Here is a 15,928-nt window from a genome sequence, read left to right on the forward strand (position 1 = left end):
GGGTCGATTCACGAACTCTGCGTAACCGGGCCGGAGGGGGCGTCCGGTGCGCCGAGGTGGTGCCGGAACCAGTCCCCGGCCAGCCCGGCGACCTGGTCCAACGTGCCAGGCTCCTCGAACAGGTGGCCCGCTCGGGGGACCACCGCGAGTTCACTCTCGCAGCGCAGCCGGGCCCGCGCCCGCCGGTTGAGGTCGATCACGGTGGCGTCGAGACCGCCGACGACGAGCAGGGTCGGGGCGGTGACCAGGTCCAGGGCGTCCGGCCCGGCCAGATCGGGGCGCCCGCCGCGCGACACCACGGCGCCGACCGCGGGGCCGAGGGCAGCGGCGGTGTGCAGTGCGGCGGCGGCGCCCGTGCTCGCGCCGAACAGCCCGAGCGGGAGGGCCCGGGTGGCCTCCAGGGTGGGCAGCTGCTCGGCGACGGCGGTCAGGCGGGAGCCGAGCAGGCCGACGTCGAACACCTTGTTCCGGTCCGGTTCCTCGGCCTCGGTGAGCAGGTCGAACAGCAGCGTGGCCAGGCCGGCCCGGTTGAGATGGCGGGCGACGTGCCGGTTGCGGGGGCTGTGGCGGCTGCTGCCGCTGCCGTGTGCGAACACGACGATGCCGCGGGCGTCGGCGGGGACGGTCAGGTGGCCGGGCAGGCGGACGCCGGCGGCGGAGAGTTCCACGTCGCGGTCGAGGGCGACGGGTGCGGGCGGGCGCTTGCCGCGGGCGTCGGCGAGCAGGCTCAGGACCTCGTCGTCGCCGGTCTGGGAGAAGTCGTCGTAGAACTCGCCGATCGCGAAGAACGGGGACGGCGTGGCGACGCAGACCAGCTCGTCGGCGACGTCGGCCAGGCGGTCCGTCCAGTCCCGGGGGGCCACGGGGACGGCGAGGACCACGCGGGCGGCGCCGCGGGCGCGGACGATCCGGCAGGCGGCCCGGGCGGTGGAGCCGGTGGCGATGCCGTCGTCGACGACGACGACGGTCCGGCCGTGCAGGTCGGCGGGCGGGCGGTCGCCCCGGTAGCGGCGGGCGCGGCGCTCCAGCTCGGCGCGCTCGCGCCGTTCCACGTCGGCCAGTTGGTCGGGGGTGATCCCGCCGAGGCGCATCACCTCGTCGTTCAGGACGCGGACGCCGCCCTCGCCGATGGCGCCCATGCCGAGCTCGGGCTGGTAGGGCACGCCGAGCTTGCGGATCACGCAGATGTCCAGGGGCGCGCCGAGCGCCGCGGCGACCTCCGCGGCCACGGGCACCCCGCCGCGCGGCAGGGCGACCACGACCGCGCCCGACCCGTTCAGGTGTCCCAGGCGGGCGGCCAGCCGGCGGCCCGCGTCGGTGCGGTCGGTGAAGTGGGTACCGGTGACGTGCATCGCGCAGCCTCCGAGTTCAACCGTACGTCGGGTTGCCCGCCGCCCGCCGCCTCGCCGCCCGCCGCCTTGCCCGGTCCCACCCTGTCCTGCCCTCGTCCCGCTCCCCGCCCGGGCACGGCCCGGGCACGGCCCGGGCGCGGGCCGGAAAGCGCACGGGACCAAGCCCCCGTGCGGCCGGGACAGCGGGCGGCGGACCGTGATGTCGAAGGCGGGCCGCCGGTGCCCGCCGCGACGCGAAGGAGCCCGAGATGCCGGCTACCGTCCTCACCGACCTGCTCCGACGCGGCGCCGTCGACCCCGGCCGCCTGCTCGCCGGCCCCCTCCGCGGTGTCGGCCCGCAGTGGCTCGACCCGGGCCACAGCGCCGAGGTGCGCGCCGACACCGTCGAGCACATGCTCTACGTCACCGCCGGCCCCGGCCTGGCCGGCGGACCCGAGGGGGCCGCCGCCCCCGACGGCGGTGTCCCCCTCGTCGAGGGCGCCGCGCTCACCCTCCCGATCGGCGCACGGACCGTTCTCACCGCCGGCACCGCCGGGATGGAGTACTTCCACGCGGTCCTCGCCGTCCCGCACCCCGTCCGAGCCCCGAAAGGAGGCGAACCCCGGTGATCGTCTCCAGTACGACGGCCTCCGCCGCCGTCATCCTCGGCCCGGACGGCGAACGCGTCCGCGTCCGCTGCCTCGCCCGCCGGGACATGCGGGGCGCGACCAGGCCCCACCTGTACTGATGCCGACCATGTCGGACGACGACGGCCGACTGCTGCGCCACCCCTTGACGGACCCGGGGCCCGGCCCGATCCTCATGAACGCGTCAATCTCGCGGCCGTGATCCGTCCCGTCCCAGCGTCAGGTGTTCCGTCCGGAGCCCCCAACTCCGGTGCGCGTCGGCGAGGTTGCGCCTTCCGTTCTGCCCCACCGGAACCTGGAGCCTCCCGTGACCGAGCACACCCCGCGCGGCCTCCGCGCTGTCCGTCGCCGCGCAGCCCTTCGCCGCTCGGCCCTTCGCCGTACGGTTCTGCCTACCGCGCTGGCCGGCCTGTTCGCCGCCGCCCTTTACGCACCTGCCGCCCCGGCCACCGCAGCCGCACCTGCCGCCCCTGCCGTCTGGGTGAAACCCGCCAGTCTCAAGGCGCTTCAGGACGCCCCCGCCATACCCGTGGCCAACGTCAAGGCCCACCTCGCGCAGCTGCAGTCCATAGCCGACGCCAACGGCGGCAACCGTGCCCACGGCACGTCCGGTTACCAGGCCTCCCTCGACTACGTGAAGGCTCAGCTGGACGCGGCCGGATTCACCACCACCGTCCAGCAGTTCGACGACGGGGGTGCGGGCGGCGCCAACCTGATCGCCGACTGGCCGTCCGGCGACTCCGCGCACGTCGTGATGGCCGGAGCCCACCTCGACTCGGTCCAGGCCGGGCCCGGCGTCAATGACGACGGCTCCGGCACGGCGGGCATCCTGGAGACCGCCCTGGCCGTCTCACGGGCCGGGCTCAAGCCCACCAAGCACCTCCGGTTCGCATGGTGGGGTGCCGAGGAGAACGGCATGGTCGGCTCCCGGAGCTACGTCGACGGCCTTGCCGCCAACGACCGTTCTGCGATCGACACCTACCTGAACTTCGACATGATCGGTTCACCGAACCCCGGCTACTTCACCTACCGCCAGGACCCGGCCCTGGACGCCCTGTTCCACGACTGGTTCGCCGCCCGCGGCATCGCCACCGAGCAGGACTTCGAGGGTGACGGCCGTTCCGACCACGCGCCCTTCCAGGACGCGGGCATCCGCGTCGGGGGGCTGTTCAGCGGCGCCGACTACATCAAGACGGCCGACCAGGCCGCCAAGTGGGGCGGCACCGCGGGCCAGGCGTTCGACGCCTGCTACCACGCCGCGTGCGACACCAGCGCCAACATCGACGACACCGCGCTGGGGCGGATGACCGACGCCATCGCCCACGCGATCTGGACCCTTTCGGCCGACGGGCGTTGACCCCGCCGACCCGCGAGGGCACCCGGGGGTGCCGGTCCGCCGACCGGCACCCCCGGGTCCTGCGTAGCCGCCCGCAGGACTACGGCTGCATCTCGTACGCGCCCGACAGCGCCTCGACGCGCGCCCACACCTTCGCGGCCCGCTCGGCGTCGGCCACCGGCCGGCGCACGTTCGCGAGCGCCCAGGCGGCCTGCTCCTCCGTGGCGGAGGCCTTGCCGTGCAGCTCGGTCGCGTGCGCGGAGAAGTCGCGGACCAGCGCGTCGAAGATCTGGTCCAGCACGTCCGCCTCCAGACCGGTCAACTCGGCCTGCTCCAGCACCAGCTGGCCGTAGACGATCAGTGCGAACAGCTGGCCGATCTCCAGCAGGAAGTCGAGGTCCGCCTGCTGCTCCTTGCTCGGCGCGTGCGTGAGCAGCAGCTCGCAGAAGCCGTCGGCCTGCTCGCGGAAGCGTGCGACGTTCGGCAGGTGTGCGTGCCGGTCGTAGGCGGTGCGCCAGTCGTGGAAGCGGATCGCGCCGAGGCCGCGGGCGGGGCCCTGACGGAACAGGAAGACGTCGTCGGCGGCGTCCCGACGGGTCGGCACGGGCGCGTAATCGGCCGGGGCGAAAAGGTAGTTGGCCATGAACTTGAGGATCAGCGCCAGGTTGACGTGGACGGTGCCCTCCAGCTTCGGCAGGCCGCGGATGTCCTTGGCGGCCTTGTCGAAGTAGGTGTCCGCCTCGAAGCCCTTGGCCGCGATGACGTCCCACATGAGGTCGATGACCTTCTCGCCCTCGGTGGTGACCTTCATCTTGGTCATCGGGTTGAAGAGCAGGTAGCGGCGGTCCTCGGGGGAGGCGGTGCGGAAGTAGTCCACGGCCCGCGCGCTGAACAGCTTCATCGCCACGAGGCGGGCGTACGCGTCGGTCAACTCGCGGCGCACGTGCGGGAAGTCGGTGACCTTGCGGCCGTACAGGACGCGGTTGTGGGCGTGCGTCACCGCCTCGTACATGGCGTGCTCGCAGATGCCGACCGACGCCGTGCAGAGGTTGAACTTGCCGACGTTGACGGTGTTCAGCGCGGCGTCGAACGCGGCCTGCCCGGTGTGCAGCACGTCCTCGGCGCGCACCGGGTAGTCCTCCAGCCGGAACTCGCTGACGTACATCTGGCTGTTCACGACGTTCTTGACCAGGTGGTACGCCTCGTGGCGGCTGTCGGCGGCGAAGAAGACGTAGCCCTCGGGGCCCTCGACGTCCGAGCGGCGGCCGAACACCGAGACCAGGCCGGCGACGTTGCCGTTGCCGATGTAGTACTTCGGGCCGGTCGCGGTGAAGCCGCCCTCGCCGTCCGGGGTGAGGATCATGTCGGTGGAGTAGATGTCGGCGCCGTGGGTGCGCTCGGAGAGGCCGAAGGCCATGACGTGGCCCTCCGCCAGGAGGCGGGCGGCACGGGCGCGGACAGCCTCGTTCTCGCTCTGCCACACCGGGCCGAGGCCGAGGATGGTGACCTGCCAGGTGTACCAGTAGCCGAGGCCGTAGAAGCCGAGGATCTCGTTCAGCTCGGCGATCCGGGAGGTGTCCCAGCGCTTGTCCGGGTCGGCGGCGGACGGGGTCAGGAACTCCGCGAACAGGCCCTCCTTGGCGGCGAATTCGAGGAAGTCGCCGTACCAGGTGCGGTCGATGTAGGTGTCGATCAGCGCCTTCTTGCCGCGCGTCTCGAACCAGTCGACGGTCGCGCGCAGCAGCCGGCGGGTCGGCTCGTCGAACTGCGCGGGGTCGTAGGTACGCGGGTTGAAGAGCATCACGGGCTCCCGGGGGTCGAGGGTGTGGAGTGGCTGTGGGTGGAGCGAGGGCGGTGTGGGAGGGCGGGGCGACGACCGACGGCTGACAGGTGACAGATGACAGATTTCAAACTCTGTCATCTGTTTTCTGTCATCTGTCGGCCGTCATCTGTTCGCCGCCGCCCGCCCCGCGTCGCCTGGCGCATCGTCAGGACTGGTGCCGTCGGCGACGAGGCGGTGCAGGGTGGTGAGCACGTCGTCCAGCCAGGCGAGGGTCATCCGCTCGTACTCGATGCCGCCGCGCAGCACCACGTGCTGGAGTTCCTGGGCGGTGTCGAGCGAGGTGAGGTCGGGGAAGTCGCGCTGTTCGCCGTGCAGGTAGCGGGCGAGCAGGGCGGCGTGGCCGTCGCGGTGGCGCTCGACCTCGGAGATCAGCGCGGCCGGGTCGTCGAAGGCGGCGGCGCGGATCTTCACCGCGAGCTCGTGCCGGACGGTCTCCGGCTCGACCGGTTCGCGCAGCCAGTCCGCGAGCGCGGCCCGGCCGGGTCCAGCCGCCGAGTAGACCTTCTTGTCCGGCCGGCCGTCCTGGGCGACCTCCTCGGCGGCGATCCAGCCGTCCGCCTCCATGCGCCGCAGCACCCGGTAGATCTGCTGGTGGGTGGCGGTCCAGAAGCGGCCGATCGAGCGGTCGAAGCGCCGGGCCAGCTCGTAGCCGGAGCCGGGCTGCTCCAGCAGTGAGACGAGGATCGCGTGCTCCAGTGCCATGCCCCGCATCCTGCTATGCAACGAGTTGCATAGGCAATGGCGCGCCGAAGCGGTGAGACGCAGGTCACCGCCGTGACCGGATGGTTATCGACCTTTTCGGACTATTAGGTGCAAAACGTTCGAGAAGCGCCAGAATGGGTACGGGGCAAGCGCCTTCCACAATCCGAACCACAGGAGGTGGTATCGGTGTCAACCCACACCCCGATGGGCATGGAGCACCATCCGGACATCGTCGAACTGCGCGAGCACTACGAGCGGGTCACCTCGACCCCGCGCGCCCAGGGCGTCGAGGCCCTGGCCGTGCTGGCGGGCCTGTTCCTGGCCGCATCGCCCTGGATCGTCGGCTTCACCGCCTTCAGCACCCTCACCGTGACCTGCCTGATCGTGGGTCTGGCCTACACCCTGCTGATGGCGGGCTACGGGTCGGCCTACGAGCGCACCCACGCGCGGGCCTGGGCGGCCGCGGCGCTCGGCATCTGGACGATCATCTCCCCCTGGGCCGTCTCCGGATCGGTCGCGCACGGCAAGAACATCATCACCTGCATCATCGCCGGCGCCGTGATGTTCCTGCTCGGCCTCGCGGCGATCTCGATGGCCACGATCACGTCGAACGGAGCAGCGATGCGACTCGGCCGGGCCGGCCGCGCCAAGGGCTGACCTTCCCCGCAGCCCGCGTCCGGGGCACGGAACGGCGGCCCGCCGCCCTCCGCGCCCCGGCGCACGGCCGTCGCACGGGCCCGCCGTCGAGCCTGGCGCCGAGCCGTCGCCGCGTCCGTCGCCGCGTCCGTCCGTGACGGCCTCCGCTACGGACGCGTCATCCGCAGTACGTCCAGCGCCTCGTCCAACTGCTCGTTGGTGAGCTTCCCCTCCTCCACGTACCCGCGCTCCAGCACCACCTGACGGATGGTCTTTCGCTCCGCCAGGGCCTGCTTGGCGACCTTCGCCGCCTCCTCGTACCCGATGTACCGGTTCAGCGGGGTGACCACCGACGGCGACGACTCGGCGTACTCCCGGGCCCGATCGGCGTTGGCGGTGATGCCGTCCACCGTGCGGTCGGCCAGCAGCCGGGCGCTGTTGGCGAGCAGCCGCACCGACTCCAGCACGTTGCGGGCGATGACGGGGAGCATGACGTTCAGCTCGAAGTTGCCGCTCGCGCCGGCCAGTGTGACGGTCGCGTCGTTGCCCACCACCTGCGCCGCGACCATCAGCACCACCTCGGGCAGCACCGGGTTCACCTTGCCCGGCATGATCGACGAACCGGGCTGGAGGTCCGGCAGGTTGATCTCGCCGAGGCCGGTGCGCGGGCCCGAGCCCATCCACCGCAGGTCGTTCGCGATCTTGGTGAACCCGACCGCGACGGTGCGCAGCTGACCGCTCAGCTCGACCAGGGCGTCGCGCGCGCCCTGCGCCTCGAAGTGGTCGCGGGCCTCGGTCAGCGGCAGGTCGGTGGCGCGGGCCACCTCCTCGATCACGGCCGCCGGGAAGCCGGGCGGGGTGTTGATGCCGGTGCCCACCGCCGTGCCGCCGAGCGGGAGTTCGGCGACCCGGGGGAGCGTGGCCAGCAGCCGCTCGCGACCGTGCCGCACCTGGGCGGCGTAGCCGCCGAACTCCTGGCCCAGCGTGACGGGCGTGGCGTCCATCAGGTGCGTGCGGCCCGACTTGACCACCTGCGCGAACTCGGCGGCCTTGCGCTCCAGCGCCTCGGCCAGGTGCTCCAGCGCGGGGATCAGGTCGTGCGTGACCGCGGCGGTGGCGGCGATGTGGATCGAGGACGGGAACACGTCGTTGGACGATTGACTGGCGTTGACGTGGTCGTTCGGGTGCACCGGCCGGCCCAGCCGCTCGGCGGCGAGGGTCGCGATGACCTCGTTCGCGTTCATGTTGGACGAGGTGCCCGAGCCGGTCTGGAAGACGTCCACCGGGAACTCGCCGTCCCAGCGGCCCTCCGCGACCTCCTCGGCCGCCGCCGCGATGGCCGCCGCCGTCTGCTCGTCCAGCACGCCGAGCCGGGCGTTCACCCGTGCCGCCGCGGCCTTGATCCGGGCCAGCGCGGCGATGTGCGCGCGCTCCAGACGCTGCCCGGACACCGGGAAGTTCTCCACCGCCCGCTGCGTCTGCGCCTGCCACTTGGCGGCCGCGGGCACGCGGACCTCGCCCATCGAGTCGTGCTCGACGCGGTACTCCTGCCCGGCCCCGTGGACCTGGCCGGCCTGGCGACCCCGGTGGTTCTGGTCGGCCCGCTGTCCGTGGCCCTGCTGATCACCCATCGCGTGCTGCACCTCCTGAACGGTCCCGAACGGCGTTCCCGTCCCGGTCTCCGATCTTGACAGCCGCGCGCGGGCCCCCGGTATTTCCGGTGACCCGCGCGTTCACCCCGGGGGGTTACGGCACTTCGGCGCGGACCAGTTCGCCGGGCGCGGTGCCGGCCCGCGCGACCGGCGCGCCGCCCGGCGCCCAGAAGCCCGAGCCGCCCGAGGTGGCCGGGCACTCGCCGCTGGCCCCGGCGCTGGTGGAGAGGACGCCCCAGACGCCGTGAGCGGCGGCCCGGCCCCCGAGGTGCCCCGTCGCGGCGGGCGGCGGATTCGGGCGAGGGGCCGTGGAGGGCGGACGCGGCGTAGGCGTCGATGCCGAGGGCCGCCGTCTCCTCGGCGTGCGTGGGGTCGGCGGCGTCCGCGCAGATCGCGAGGCCGAGCCTGACCCCGTCCAGCTCCAGGACAACAGGTCCGTCCCCGGGGGTGAAACGGTTCAGCTCTTCGGCGTGCAGGCGCATCTGGTGGTGCTCCCGGGCGCGAGGCGGAAAAGATCAACGCATGCGGTCGTCCGATGGGCCGACAAGAGGCTTCAGCAGGGACAGGCGGACAGGCGGACAGGCGGACAGGCGGACAGGTAGGCGGACGGCGGCCGATGAGAGGACGGGGTCCGCCTTCCCGATCGGCGGCCGGGCGGTGGCGGCGGCACGCGGAGGCCGCCCTCGCCGCGCTGACGGACCCCGGCCGCGCATTGGCATGGAACATGATCACTCGTACGGGTGAATGATCGGCTGGAACGCTTCAAACGGCCGTCCGCCGCTTCGTACGCTCCTGCCCAGACCCGGGACCGACGACGGACACCCGGGCGACGAATCTCAGGGGGCGGGACGGTTGACCACAGGACGGTGGCGCGGAGCCGACGGCGGCCGGGACGGCGAAGCGGTGCGGACGGCGGATCCGGGCCCCGCCGACGGACCCCGGGCGCACGGCGGCGGCCTGACCAGGCGCCGGATGCTCGGCGCGTCCGCGGCGCTCGGGGCGGGGGCCTGGCTGCTGCGCGGCACCGTCGGCCCGGACAATGCCGAGGCCGCCGCGCCCGTCCCGCCCGGGCTGCCCGCCGGCACCGAGCTGTACCAGCGGGTCTTCCAGAACTGGTCCGGCGAGATCCGCACCGACCAGCTGTGGACGTGCGCGCCCCGCACCCCGGAGGAGGTCCCCGCCCTCGCCGACTGGGCGCACGCCAACGGCTGGCGCCTGCGCGCCACCGGCCACCGCCACACCTGGGCGCCGCTCACCGTCGCCGACGGGACCCCCGACAGCGCCCGCGTGCTCCTGGTTGACACCGGCCGCCACCTCAATGCGATCACCGCCGACTCGCCGACCACCGTCCGCGTCCAGACCGGTGCCACCATGGAGGACCTGCTCGCCCACCTGGCCGGCCGGGGCCTCGGCTTCACCGCCTGCCCGGCGCCCGGCGAGCTCACCGTCGGCGGCGTCCTCGCCATCGGCGGCCACGGCACCGCCGTCCCGGCCGCCGGGGAGACCCGCCAGGACGGGCACGGCTACGGATCGGTCAGCAACCAGGTCACCCGGCTCACCGCCGTCGTCCTCGACCCGGCCACCGGCCGCTACGCCCTGCGCACGTTCGACCGCTCCGAGGCCGACAGCGCCGCCTTCCTGGTCCACCTCGGCCGGGCGTTCCTCACCGAGGTCGTCCTGCGGGCCGGCGCCGACCGGCCGCTGCGCTGCGTCAGCCGCCTCGACATCCCGGCGAGCGAACTCTTCGCCCGTCCCGGCGACACCGGCGGCGGACTCCTCGGCGGCCTGCTCGGTGGCGGCCCACCGCGCACCTTCGCCGACTTCGTCGACCGCGACGGGCGCGCCGAGGCCATCTGGTTCGCCTACACCGAGTACCCCTGGCTCAAGACCTGGAGCGTGGCCCCGGCCAAACCGCTCGCCGCCCGCGCCGTCGACCAGCCCTACAACTACCCGTTCTCGGACAACGTTCCGGAACCCGTCGCCCGGCTCGCCGGCCAGATCGTCTCCGGCGCCTGGGCGTCGGCCCCGATCTTCGGCCAACTCCAGTACCTCGTCGCCAAGGTGGGACTCACCGGCGACCTCACGGACGTCCTCCTCTCGGGCGGACTGCTGCGCGACCTGCTCACCGGAGACATCCTCACCCACCTCCTCGCCGGCGGACTGCGCTCCGACCTCTGGGGCCCCTCCCGCGCCCTCCTCCAGTACGTGCGCCCCACCACCCTGAGGGTCGCCGCCAACGGCTACGCGATCCTCTGCAAGCGCGCCGACCTGCAGTGGGTCGTCAGCGAATTCGCCGCCCAGTACCGGAAGTCGCTCGCCGACCACCAGGCGCGCGGCGAGTTCCCGGTGAACGGCGCGGTTGAGATCCGCGTCACCGGCCTGGACGATCCCGCCTACGCGGGCGTCCCCGGCGCCCGGCCGCCCCTGCTCTCCGCGCTGCGCCCGCGCCCGGACCGCCCCGAGTGGGACACCGCCGTCTGGCTCGACGTCCTCGCCTTCCCCGGCACCCCGGGCCTCGAAGGCTTCGCCCGCGAACTCGAGCAGTGGCTGCTGCGCACCTTCGACGGCACCCGGGCCGGCCTGCGCGTGGAGTGGTCCAAGGGCTGGGCCTACACCGCCGACGCGGCCTGGTCCGACCCCGACCTGCTCGGCCGGGTCATCCCCGCGACCCTGCGCGACGGCGGCGGGCCGGGCTGGGACGAGGCGGTGGCCGTCCTGAACCGGCACGACCCCCACCGGGTGTTCGGAAACCCCTTCCTGGACCGCCTGTTGACGTAGCCGACTCCGAACGGTCGGGTGTCGACGAACCGCATTGACGATCCATCGGCAGCGTCAGATGTGTTCCATGACGATCACGGCCAGGGTGTCCGGGGCGAGCGCGCGGAACACGTGCGGGGCGTCACCCGGGTAGCTCACGTAGTCGCCCGGGCCCAGCTCCACCGGGGCCTCCGTCGGCCCGGCCAGCGCCCGCCCCGCCCCCAGCATCAGGTGCTCGACCGTGCCGGGCATGTGCGGGTCGGAGGCCCGGGTCTCGCCCGGCTGCGCCTCGATGCGGTAGATGTCGCGCCGGGCGTTCGGCGGACAGGACGACAGCACGGTGGCCGCGTAGTCGGCCCGTTCCGAGTGCGTGACGGGGCCCTCACCCGCCCGGATCACCCGCACCGCCGGGCGCGGCGGATCGACGAGCCTGCTGAACGGGACGTTCAGCGCCACGCCGAGCGCCCACAGCGTCTCCACGCTCGGGTTGCCCGCCCCCGATTCCAGCTGCGAGAGCGTGGACTTGGCGATGCCCGCCCGCCGGGCCAGTTCGGCCATCGACAGGCCGCTGCGCTCGCGCTCGCGCCGGATCGACGCGGCGATCAGGCCGATCAGCTCCGTGCCGGAGCCCAGGGGGGAGCCCGCGCCGGAGGCCGTCCCGGATCCGGCGGGAGGGGCGGGGTTGGGGGTCGGGTCACTCATGCTGTCCACTCACGCTTCCTCGTGCCTCCTGCGGTCCCGTGTGCCTTGCCGGCCGCGCCATGCTCCCATGCCCGGCTTCCCGGCTTCCCGGCTTCCCGGCTCCTGACTCCCCGGCTCCCGGCTCCAGCGCCCGGCGTTCGGTTTGGCGGTCCAAAGGTTCGCCTTGACGAACGACAGGCTTCGGGTTCACTCTAATGGACATGCGTTCGCTCTTCCGAACACTAGAGTCTGCCACTGTCCGTGACATCGCTCTGGTCTGCCTGGCCGACGCCCTCGTCGGCGCCTCCTTCGGTGCGATCAGCGTCTCCGGCGGCCTGCCGCTGTGGGTGCCGGTCGTCATGTCCCTCCTCGTCTTCGCGGGCGGGTCCCAGTTCGCCGCCGTGGGCGTGGTGCTGTCCGGCGGCGGTGCGCTCGCGGCCGTCGCCACCGGGCTGGTGCTCAACGCCCGCCTGCTGCCGTTCGGCTTCACCGTCGCCGACGTGCTCGAAGGCCCTTGGTGGCGAAGGCTGTTCGGTGCCCAGCTCATCACGGACGAGAGCGCCGCGTTCGTTCTGCGGCAGTCGGACGGGCGGCGCCGGCGGGCCGCGTTCTGGTTGTGCGGGGTCGCGCTCTTCGTGGTGTGGAACGTGTCCGTCGTGCTCGGCGCGGCCGCGGGCGGGCTGATCGGCGACACGGACGCGCTCGGCCTCGACGCCGCCTTCCCGGCGGTGCTGCTCGCCCTCGTGCTGCCATCGCTCGACGACCGTCGGACGCGCGCGGCCGCGGTGGTGGGTGCGGTGGTCGCGGTGGCGGCGACGCCCTGTCTGCCGGCCGGGCTGCCGGTGCTGCTGTCGCTCGTCGGGCTGCTTTTCGCGGGTAAGCCCTTGGTGACGGGGGAGCCTCGGGCGGCAGGGGCCGGGGGTGTGGTGGTCGCCGCGGAGAGCCGGCCCAACGCCGTCAAGGAGGAAGTCCGTTGATGCCTCTGTATGCCGTGCTGCTGCTGGCCGCCGGCACGTACGCCTACCGTCTTGCCGGGCCGCTGCTCGGGCACCGGATCGAACTGTCCGAGCGGCTCCGGCACTTGCTGGCCGTGGCCGCGTCCGTCCTGCTGGTTGCCCTGGTCGCCACGGGTGCGCTCACTCAGGGCCACGGCTTCGCCGGGTGGGCCCGGCCGGCGGGTGTCCTGGTCGCGGGTGTCCTCGCCCTGCGTCGTGCGCCGTTTCCGGCCGTCGTCGTGGCGGGAGCGGCGACGACTGCGGTGCTGCGGCTGTGCGGGGTGGGCTGACCGGCGACGGGCGACAAGTGACGGCGAACAGATAACAGCGAACAGATGACAGATTTCGAAATCTGTCATCTGTTCGTCGTTCGCCCCCACCCGTCACCGGGCATGTCGCTTTCCTCACTCGCTCGCGCCGGCCCGCCGCCCCGCCGGGTGCGGAATACTCCCCGGTATCCGTCATCCCGCCGAGACCACCGAGACCCCAAGGAGCTTCGATGACGAAGCCGACCCGGATCGACCCGGCCGACCTGCTCGCCGTCGGCGATCTCCTCACCGACGAGGAGCGGCTCATCCGCGACACCGTCCGGAAGTTCGCCGACGAGCGGATCCGCCCGCACATCGGCGACTGGTTCGAGCGAGGGGTGTTCCCGGCCCGCGAACTCGCCCCCGAACTCGGCGCCCTCGGTGTGCTCGGCATGCACCTCGACGGGTACGGCTGCACGGGTTCGAGCGCGGTCGCCTACGGCGTCGCGTGCATGGAACTGGAGGCCGCCGACTCCGGGCTGCGCAGCTTCGTCTCCGTTCAGGGATCGCTCGCCATGCGCGCGATCCACGCCTTCGGCTCGGAGGAGCAGAAGCAGCGCTGGCTGCCCGGCATGGCGGCGGGCGAGCTGATCGGCTGCTTCGCCCTCACCGAGCCGGACTTCGGCTCCGACCCGGCCAACATGCGCACCCGGGCGGTGCGCAAGGGCGGCGAGGGCGGTGACTGGGTGCTGTCCGGCAGCAAGATGTGGATCACCAACGGGAGCATCGCGGACGTCGCCGTCGTGTGGGCGCAGACCGAGGAGGGCGTGCGCGGCTTCCTCGTGGAGCGCGGCGCCCGCGGCCTGACCGCCACCGATGTGCACGGAAAGCTGTCCCTGCGGGCCTCCGTCACCAGCGAGCTGGCCTTCGACGACATCGTGCTGCCGGCCGACGCCGTGCTGCCCGGGGTCGTCGGCTTGCGCGGCCCGCTGTCCTCCCTCAACGAGGCCCGCTACGGCATCCTCTGGGGCACCGTCGGCGCCGCCCGCGACTGCTACACCGCGGCCCTGGACTACGCGAAGACCCGCATCCAGTTCGAGCGCCCGATCGCCGGCTTCCAGCTGACCCAGCAGAAGCTGGTCGAGATGATGCTGGAGGTGGAGAAGTCCTACCTGGTCGCTCTGCGGATCGGCCGGCTCAAGGACGAGGGCGCCGCCCGTCCGCCGCACATCAGCTTCGGGAAGCTCAACAACGTCCGCACCGCGCTGGAGATCGCGCGCAGCGCGCGGACGGTCCTCGGCGCCAACGGCATCACCACCGAGTACCCGGTGCTGCGGCACGCCAACAACCTGGAGTCGGTGCTCACCTACGAGGGCACCAGCGAGATCCACACCCTCGTGCTCGGCGAGGCCATCACCGGGGAGTCCGCCTACCGCTGACGTCCGGTGAGCCGGTGGCGGGCGGGGGGAAGCGCGGTGGCCGGGCCCGCGCGGGGGAAACGCGGTGGCCGGGCCACCGCGGGCTCGGCTACCGTCCCCTGCCATGAACGGCCAGCCCACCCAGAGCGCCCCGACCACGCAGAGCGCCCCGATCGCCACCACGACCCTCTGGCGCCCGACCGGGCCCGAGGAACTGGCCCTGGTCGAGGCCTCCGGCTGGCGCGCCTGGCCGCCCCGCCTGCCCGAGCAGCCGATCTTCTACCCCGTCCTGAACGAGGACTACGCGGTCCGGATCGCCCGCGACTGGAACGTCCCGGCCTCCGGCGTCGGCTACGTCACCCGCTTCGAGGTCGAGACGGACTTCCTCGCCCGCTACCCCGTCCAGCGGGCGGGTGGCCGGACCATCCTCGAACTCTGGGTGCCCGCTGATGAGTTGGCCGAGTTCAACCGGCACATCGTCGGCCGGATCGAGGTCGTCCACGAGTTCCGGCCGCAGGCCTGACGCGCGCCGCTCGCCGCCACCCGCCGTCGACCACCGCCCCCCGACCACCACCCCACGACCCCCGCCGACCGGCGGGGTGCCAGGACAACCGCCCGACACCCCACGGACACCACCTGTTCGGTGACCGGACACCAGCCGGTACGGCGGGCGGTGAACCATGGCGCGGTCGGCGGCGCCCTCGGCGGGCGCGCGCCGGGTGCGCACGACCGAAAGGACCCCCCATGACCGCTGCCCCGTGGCCCCGCCCCCGCGTGCTCGTCGTCGGCATCGACGGCGTCCGGTACGACTACCTAGAGCACGTGCCGATGCCGCGGCTCACGGAGATCGCCGACGCCGGGTTCCTCGTGCCCGTGACCGTCGCGGACACCACCCCCACCATGTCCGGGCCCTGCTGGGCCACCATCGTCACCGGCGTCGAGCCCGCCAAGCACGGCGTCTGGGGCAACCACCTCGCCGGCAACCGCCTCGACGTCTTCCCCGACTTCGCCACCCGCCTCAACCGCGGCGACCGCCGCCGCACCTTCGTCGCCGCCGGCTGGGACCCGCTGATGATCAACGAGTCCGGCGGCCCCCTCTTCCGCGCCCCCGGCCGTCTCTCCTACGTGGCCCCCGCCGAGGACACCCCCGAAGCCTGGGAGACCGTCGACGAGGAGGTCACCCGCGAGGCCGTCCACGTCCTCGCCACCGCCGACCCCGAAGCCTCCTTCGTCTACCTCGGCGCCGTCGACGAGACCGCCCACTTCCTCGGCTGCGGCGACGAGTACCGCGCCGCCATGCGCAACGCCGACGAGCGCCTCGGCCGCCTCCTCGACGCCGTCCGCGGCCGCGCCACCCACGCCGACGAACAGTGGACCGTCATCGTCGTCACCGACCACGGCCACGTCGACGCCGGCGGCCACGGCGGCCGCACCACCGAGGAGCGCACCGCCTGGGTCGCCTGCGCCGGCCACGGCATCCCCGCCGGCCCGCCCACCGGGGAGATCCGCCACCCCGACGTCGCCGCCCAGGTGTACGCCTCCCTGCTGCGCCCGATCGACCCGCACTGGACCCTCGACGGCCGCCCGTTCCCCGTCTCCCGGCCGGTGCCCGCCGCCGTCTGACGGGTGTACGGTACGGGGCCGGTGCCCCCGGGTGCAGCACACCGGGCTGCGCACGGGCC

General features: G+C 73.2%; 16 protein-coding genes. 11 read left to right on the forward strand and 5 right to left on the reverse strand.

The window, feature by feature from the left end:
• Positions 1-8: 8 nt before the first annotated feature.
• Positions 9-1,352 carry a phosphoribosyltransferase family protein gene (locus AB0C76_RS00495; protein ID WP_359957344.1) on the reverse strand — a complete coding sequence of 448 codons (1,344 nt, stop codon included), beginning with the start codon at positions 1,350-1,352 and terminating at the stop codon, positions 9-11.
• A gap of 248 nt (positions 1,353-1,600) precedes the next feature.
• Between AB0C76_RS00495 and AB0C76_RS00500 the strand changes: the two genes are divergently transcribed.
• From AB0C76_RS00500 to AB0C76_RS00510, 3 genes are all read left to right on the forward strand, one after another.
• Positions 1,601-1,960, forward strand: a complete 360-nt coding sequence (locus AB0C76_RS00500; protein ID WP_359957347.1) for a hypothetical protein — start codon at positions 1,601-1,603, stop codon at positions 1,958-1,960.
• On the forward strand, positions 1,957-2,079 hold the full coding sequence (locus AB0C76_RS00505) for a hypothetical protein (protein ID WP_359957350.1): 123 nt from the start codon (positions 1,957-1,959) through the stop codon (positions 2,077-2,079). The genes AB0C76_RS00500 and AB0C76_RS00505 overlap by 4 nt, the downstream gene beginning before the upstream one ends.
• 380 nt (positions 2,080-2,459) lie before the next feature.
• Positions 2,460-3,335: a M28 family metallopeptidase gene (locus AB0C76_RS00510; RefSeq protein ID WP_359957353.1), complete on the forward strand. Its 876-nt coding sequence runs from the start codon at positions 2,460-2,462 to the stop codon at positions 3,333-3,335.
• Positions 3,336-3,414: 79 nt separating this feature from the next.
• On the opposite strand, the gene AB0C76_RS00515 is transcribed toward AB0C76_RS00510, so the two are convergent.
• Together AB0C76_RS00515 and AB0C76_RS00520 are read right to left on the reverse strand one after the other, a co-directional pair.
• Positions 3,415-5,115 carry an acyl-CoA dehydrogenase family protein gene (locus tag AB0C76_RS00515; protein WP_359957356.1) on the reverse strand — a complete coding sequence of 567 codons (1,701 nt, stop codon included), beginning with the start codon at positions 5,113-5,115 and terminating at the stop codon, positions 3,415-3,417.
• A gap of 144 nt (positions 5,116-5,259) precedes the next feature.
• Positions 5,260-5,859 (reverse strand): PadR family transcriptional regulator, encoded by a 600-nt coding sequence (locus AB0C76_RS00520; protein WP_359957359.1) that lies wholly within the window; start codon positions 5,857-5,859, stop codon positions 5,260-5,262.
• Positions 5,860-6,045: 186 nt separating this feature from the next.
• Here AB0C76_RS00520 and AB0C76_RS00525 point away from each other — a divergent pair, with 186 nt between their 5' ends.
• Complete coding sequence (locus AB0C76_RS00525) at positions 6,046-6,516, forward strand: SPW repeat protein (protein ID WP_359957362.1); 471 nt, start codon at positions 6,046-6,048, stop codon at positions 6,514-6,516.
• Between the two features lie 146 nt (positions 6,517-6,662).
• Here AB0C76_RS00525 and AB0C76_RS00530 read toward each other — a convergent pair whose 3' ends face one another.
• Complete coding sequence (locus tag AB0C76_RS00530) at positions 6,663-8,126, reverse strand: class II fumarate hydratase (protein WP_359957365.1); 1,464 nt, start codon at positions 8,124-8,126, stop codon at positions 6,663-6,665.
• Between the two features lie 89 nt (positions 8,127-8,215).
• Between AB0C76_RS00530 and AB0C76_RS00535 the strand changes: the two genes are divergently transcribed.
• On the forward strand, positions 8,216-8,395 hold the full coding sequence (locus AB0C76_RS00535; RefSeq protein ID WP_359957367.1) for a hypothetical protein: 180 nt from the start codon (positions 8,216-8,218) through the stop codon (positions 8,393-8,395).
• Between the two features lie 724 nt (positions 8,396-9,119).
• Positions 9,120-10,925, forward strand: a complete 1,806-nt coding sequence (locus AB0C76_RS00540) for a cholesterol oxidase substrate-binding domain-containing protein (protein WP_359958067.1) — start codon at positions 9,120-9,122, stop codon at positions 10,923-10,925.
• Positions 10,926-10,979: 54 nt separating this feature from the next.
• Here the strand turns inward: AB0C76_RS00540 and AB0C76_RS00545 are convergent, their stop codons facing one another.
• Positions 10,980-11,462, reverse strand: coding sequence for an XRE family transcriptional regulator (locus tag AB0C76_RS00545; RefSeq protein ID WP_359958070.1), 483 nt, complete (start codon positions 11,460-11,462; stop codon positions 10,980-10,982).
• A gap of 344 nt (positions 11,463-11,806) precedes the next feature.
• Between AB0C76_RS00545 and AB0C76_RS00550 the strand changes: the two genes are divergently transcribed.
• The 5 genes from AB0C76_RS00550 to AB0C76_RS00570 all read left to right on the forward strand — a co-directional run bounded on the left by AB0C76_RS00550 (position 11,807) and on the right by AB0C76_RS00570 (position 15,869).
• Positions 11,807-12,562 carry an AzlC family ABC transporter permease gene (locus tag AB0C76_RS00550; protein WP_359957370.1) on the forward strand — a complete coding sequence of 252 codons (756 nt, stop codon included), beginning with the start codon at positions 11,807-11,809 and terminating at the stop codon, positions 12,560-12,562.
• The gene (locus tag AB0C76_RS00555; RefSeq protein ID WP_359957373.1) at positions 12,562-12,870 is read left to right on the forward strand and encodes an AzlD domain-containing protein; all 309 of its coding nucleotides are present in this window, start codon (positions 12,562-12,564) and stop codon (positions 12,868-12,870) included. The genes AB0C76_RS00550 and AB0C76_RS00555 overlap by 1 nt, the downstream gene beginning before the upstream one ends.
• Before the next feature lie 209 nt (positions 12,871-13,079).
• A complete protein-coding gene (locus AB0C76_RS00560; RefSeq protein WP_359957376.1) occupies positions 13,080-14,267 on the forward strand; it encodes an acyl-CoA dehydrogenase family protein in 1,188 nt (395 codons plus the stop codon).
• A 103-nt stretch (positions 14,268-14,370) separates the two neighbouring features.
• A complete protein-coding gene (locus tag AB0C76_RS00565; protein ID WP_359957378.1) occupies positions 14,371-14,769 on the forward strand; it encodes an ADP-ribosylation/crystallin J1 in 399 nt (132 codons plus the stop codon).
• Positions 14,770-14,990: 221 nt separating this feature from the next.
• Positions 14,991-15,869, forward strand: a complete 879-nt coding sequence (locus AB0C76_RS00570; RefSeq protein ID WP_359957381.1) for an alkaline phosphatase family protein — start codon at positions 14,991-14,993, stop codon at positions 15,867-15,869.
• Positions 15,870-15,928: the final 59 nt, after the last annotated feature.

This window comes from Kitasatospora sp. NPDC048722 (assembly GCF_040650235.1).
Classification (GTDB): Bacteria; Actinomycetota; Actinomycetes; order Streptomycetales; family Streptomycetaceae; genus Kitasatospora.

Excerpts from the sequence above, each read along its gene's own strand:
- AB0C76_RS00520 (WP_359957359.1), bottom strand. The coding sequence starts at position 5,859 with ATGGCACTGGAGCACGCGATCCTCGTCTCACTGCTGGAGCAGCCCGGC.
- AB0C76_RS00560 (WP_359957376.1), top strand. The coding sequence starts at position 13,080 with ATGACGAAGCCGACCCGGATCGACCCGGCCGACCTGCTCGCCGTCGGC.
- AB0C76_RS00545 (WP_359958070.1), bottom strand. The coding sequence starts at position 11,462 with ATGGCCGAACTGGCCCGGCGGGCGGGCATCGCCAAGTCCACGCTCTCG.
- AB0C76_RS00550 (WP_359957370.1), top strand. The coding sequence starts at position 11,807 with ATGCGTTCGCTCTTCCGAACACTAGAGTCTGCCACTGTCCGTGACATC.
- AB0C76_RS00530 (WP_359957365.1), bottom strand. The coding sequence starts at position 8,126 with ATGGGTGATCAGCAGGGCCACGGACAGCGGGCCGACCAGAACCACCGG.
- AB0C76_RS00515 (WP_359957356.1), bottom strand. The coding sequence starts at position 5,115 with ATGCTCTTCAACCCGCGTACCTACGACCCCGCGCAGTTCGACGAGCCG.
- AB0C76_RS00565 (WP_359957378.1), top strand. The coding sequence starts at position 14,371 with ATGAACGGCCAGCCCACCCAGAGCGCCCCGACCACGCAGAGCGCCCCG.
- AB0C76_RS00500 (WP_359957347.1), top strand. The coding sequence starts at position 1,601 with ATGCCGGCTACCGTCCTCACCGACCTGCTCCGACGCGGCGCCGTCGAC.
- AB0C76_RS00495 (WP_359957344.1), bottom strand. The coding sequence starts at position 1,352 with ATGCACGTCACCGGTACCCACTTCACCGACCGCACCGACGCGGGCCGC.
- AB0C76_RS00540 (WP_359958067.1), top strand. The coding sequence starts at position 9,120 with ATGCTCGGCGCGTCCGCGGCGCTCGGGGCGGGGGCCTGGCTGCTGCGC.
- AB0C76_RS00555 (WP_359957373.1), top strand. The coding sequence starts at position 12,562 with ATGCCTCTGTATGCCGTGCTGCTGCTGGCCGCCGGCACGTACGCCTAC.
- AB0C76_RS00570 (WP_359957381.1), top strand. The coding sequence starts at position 14,991 with ATGACCGCTGCCCCGTGGCCCCGCCCCCGCGTGCTCGTCGTCGGCATC.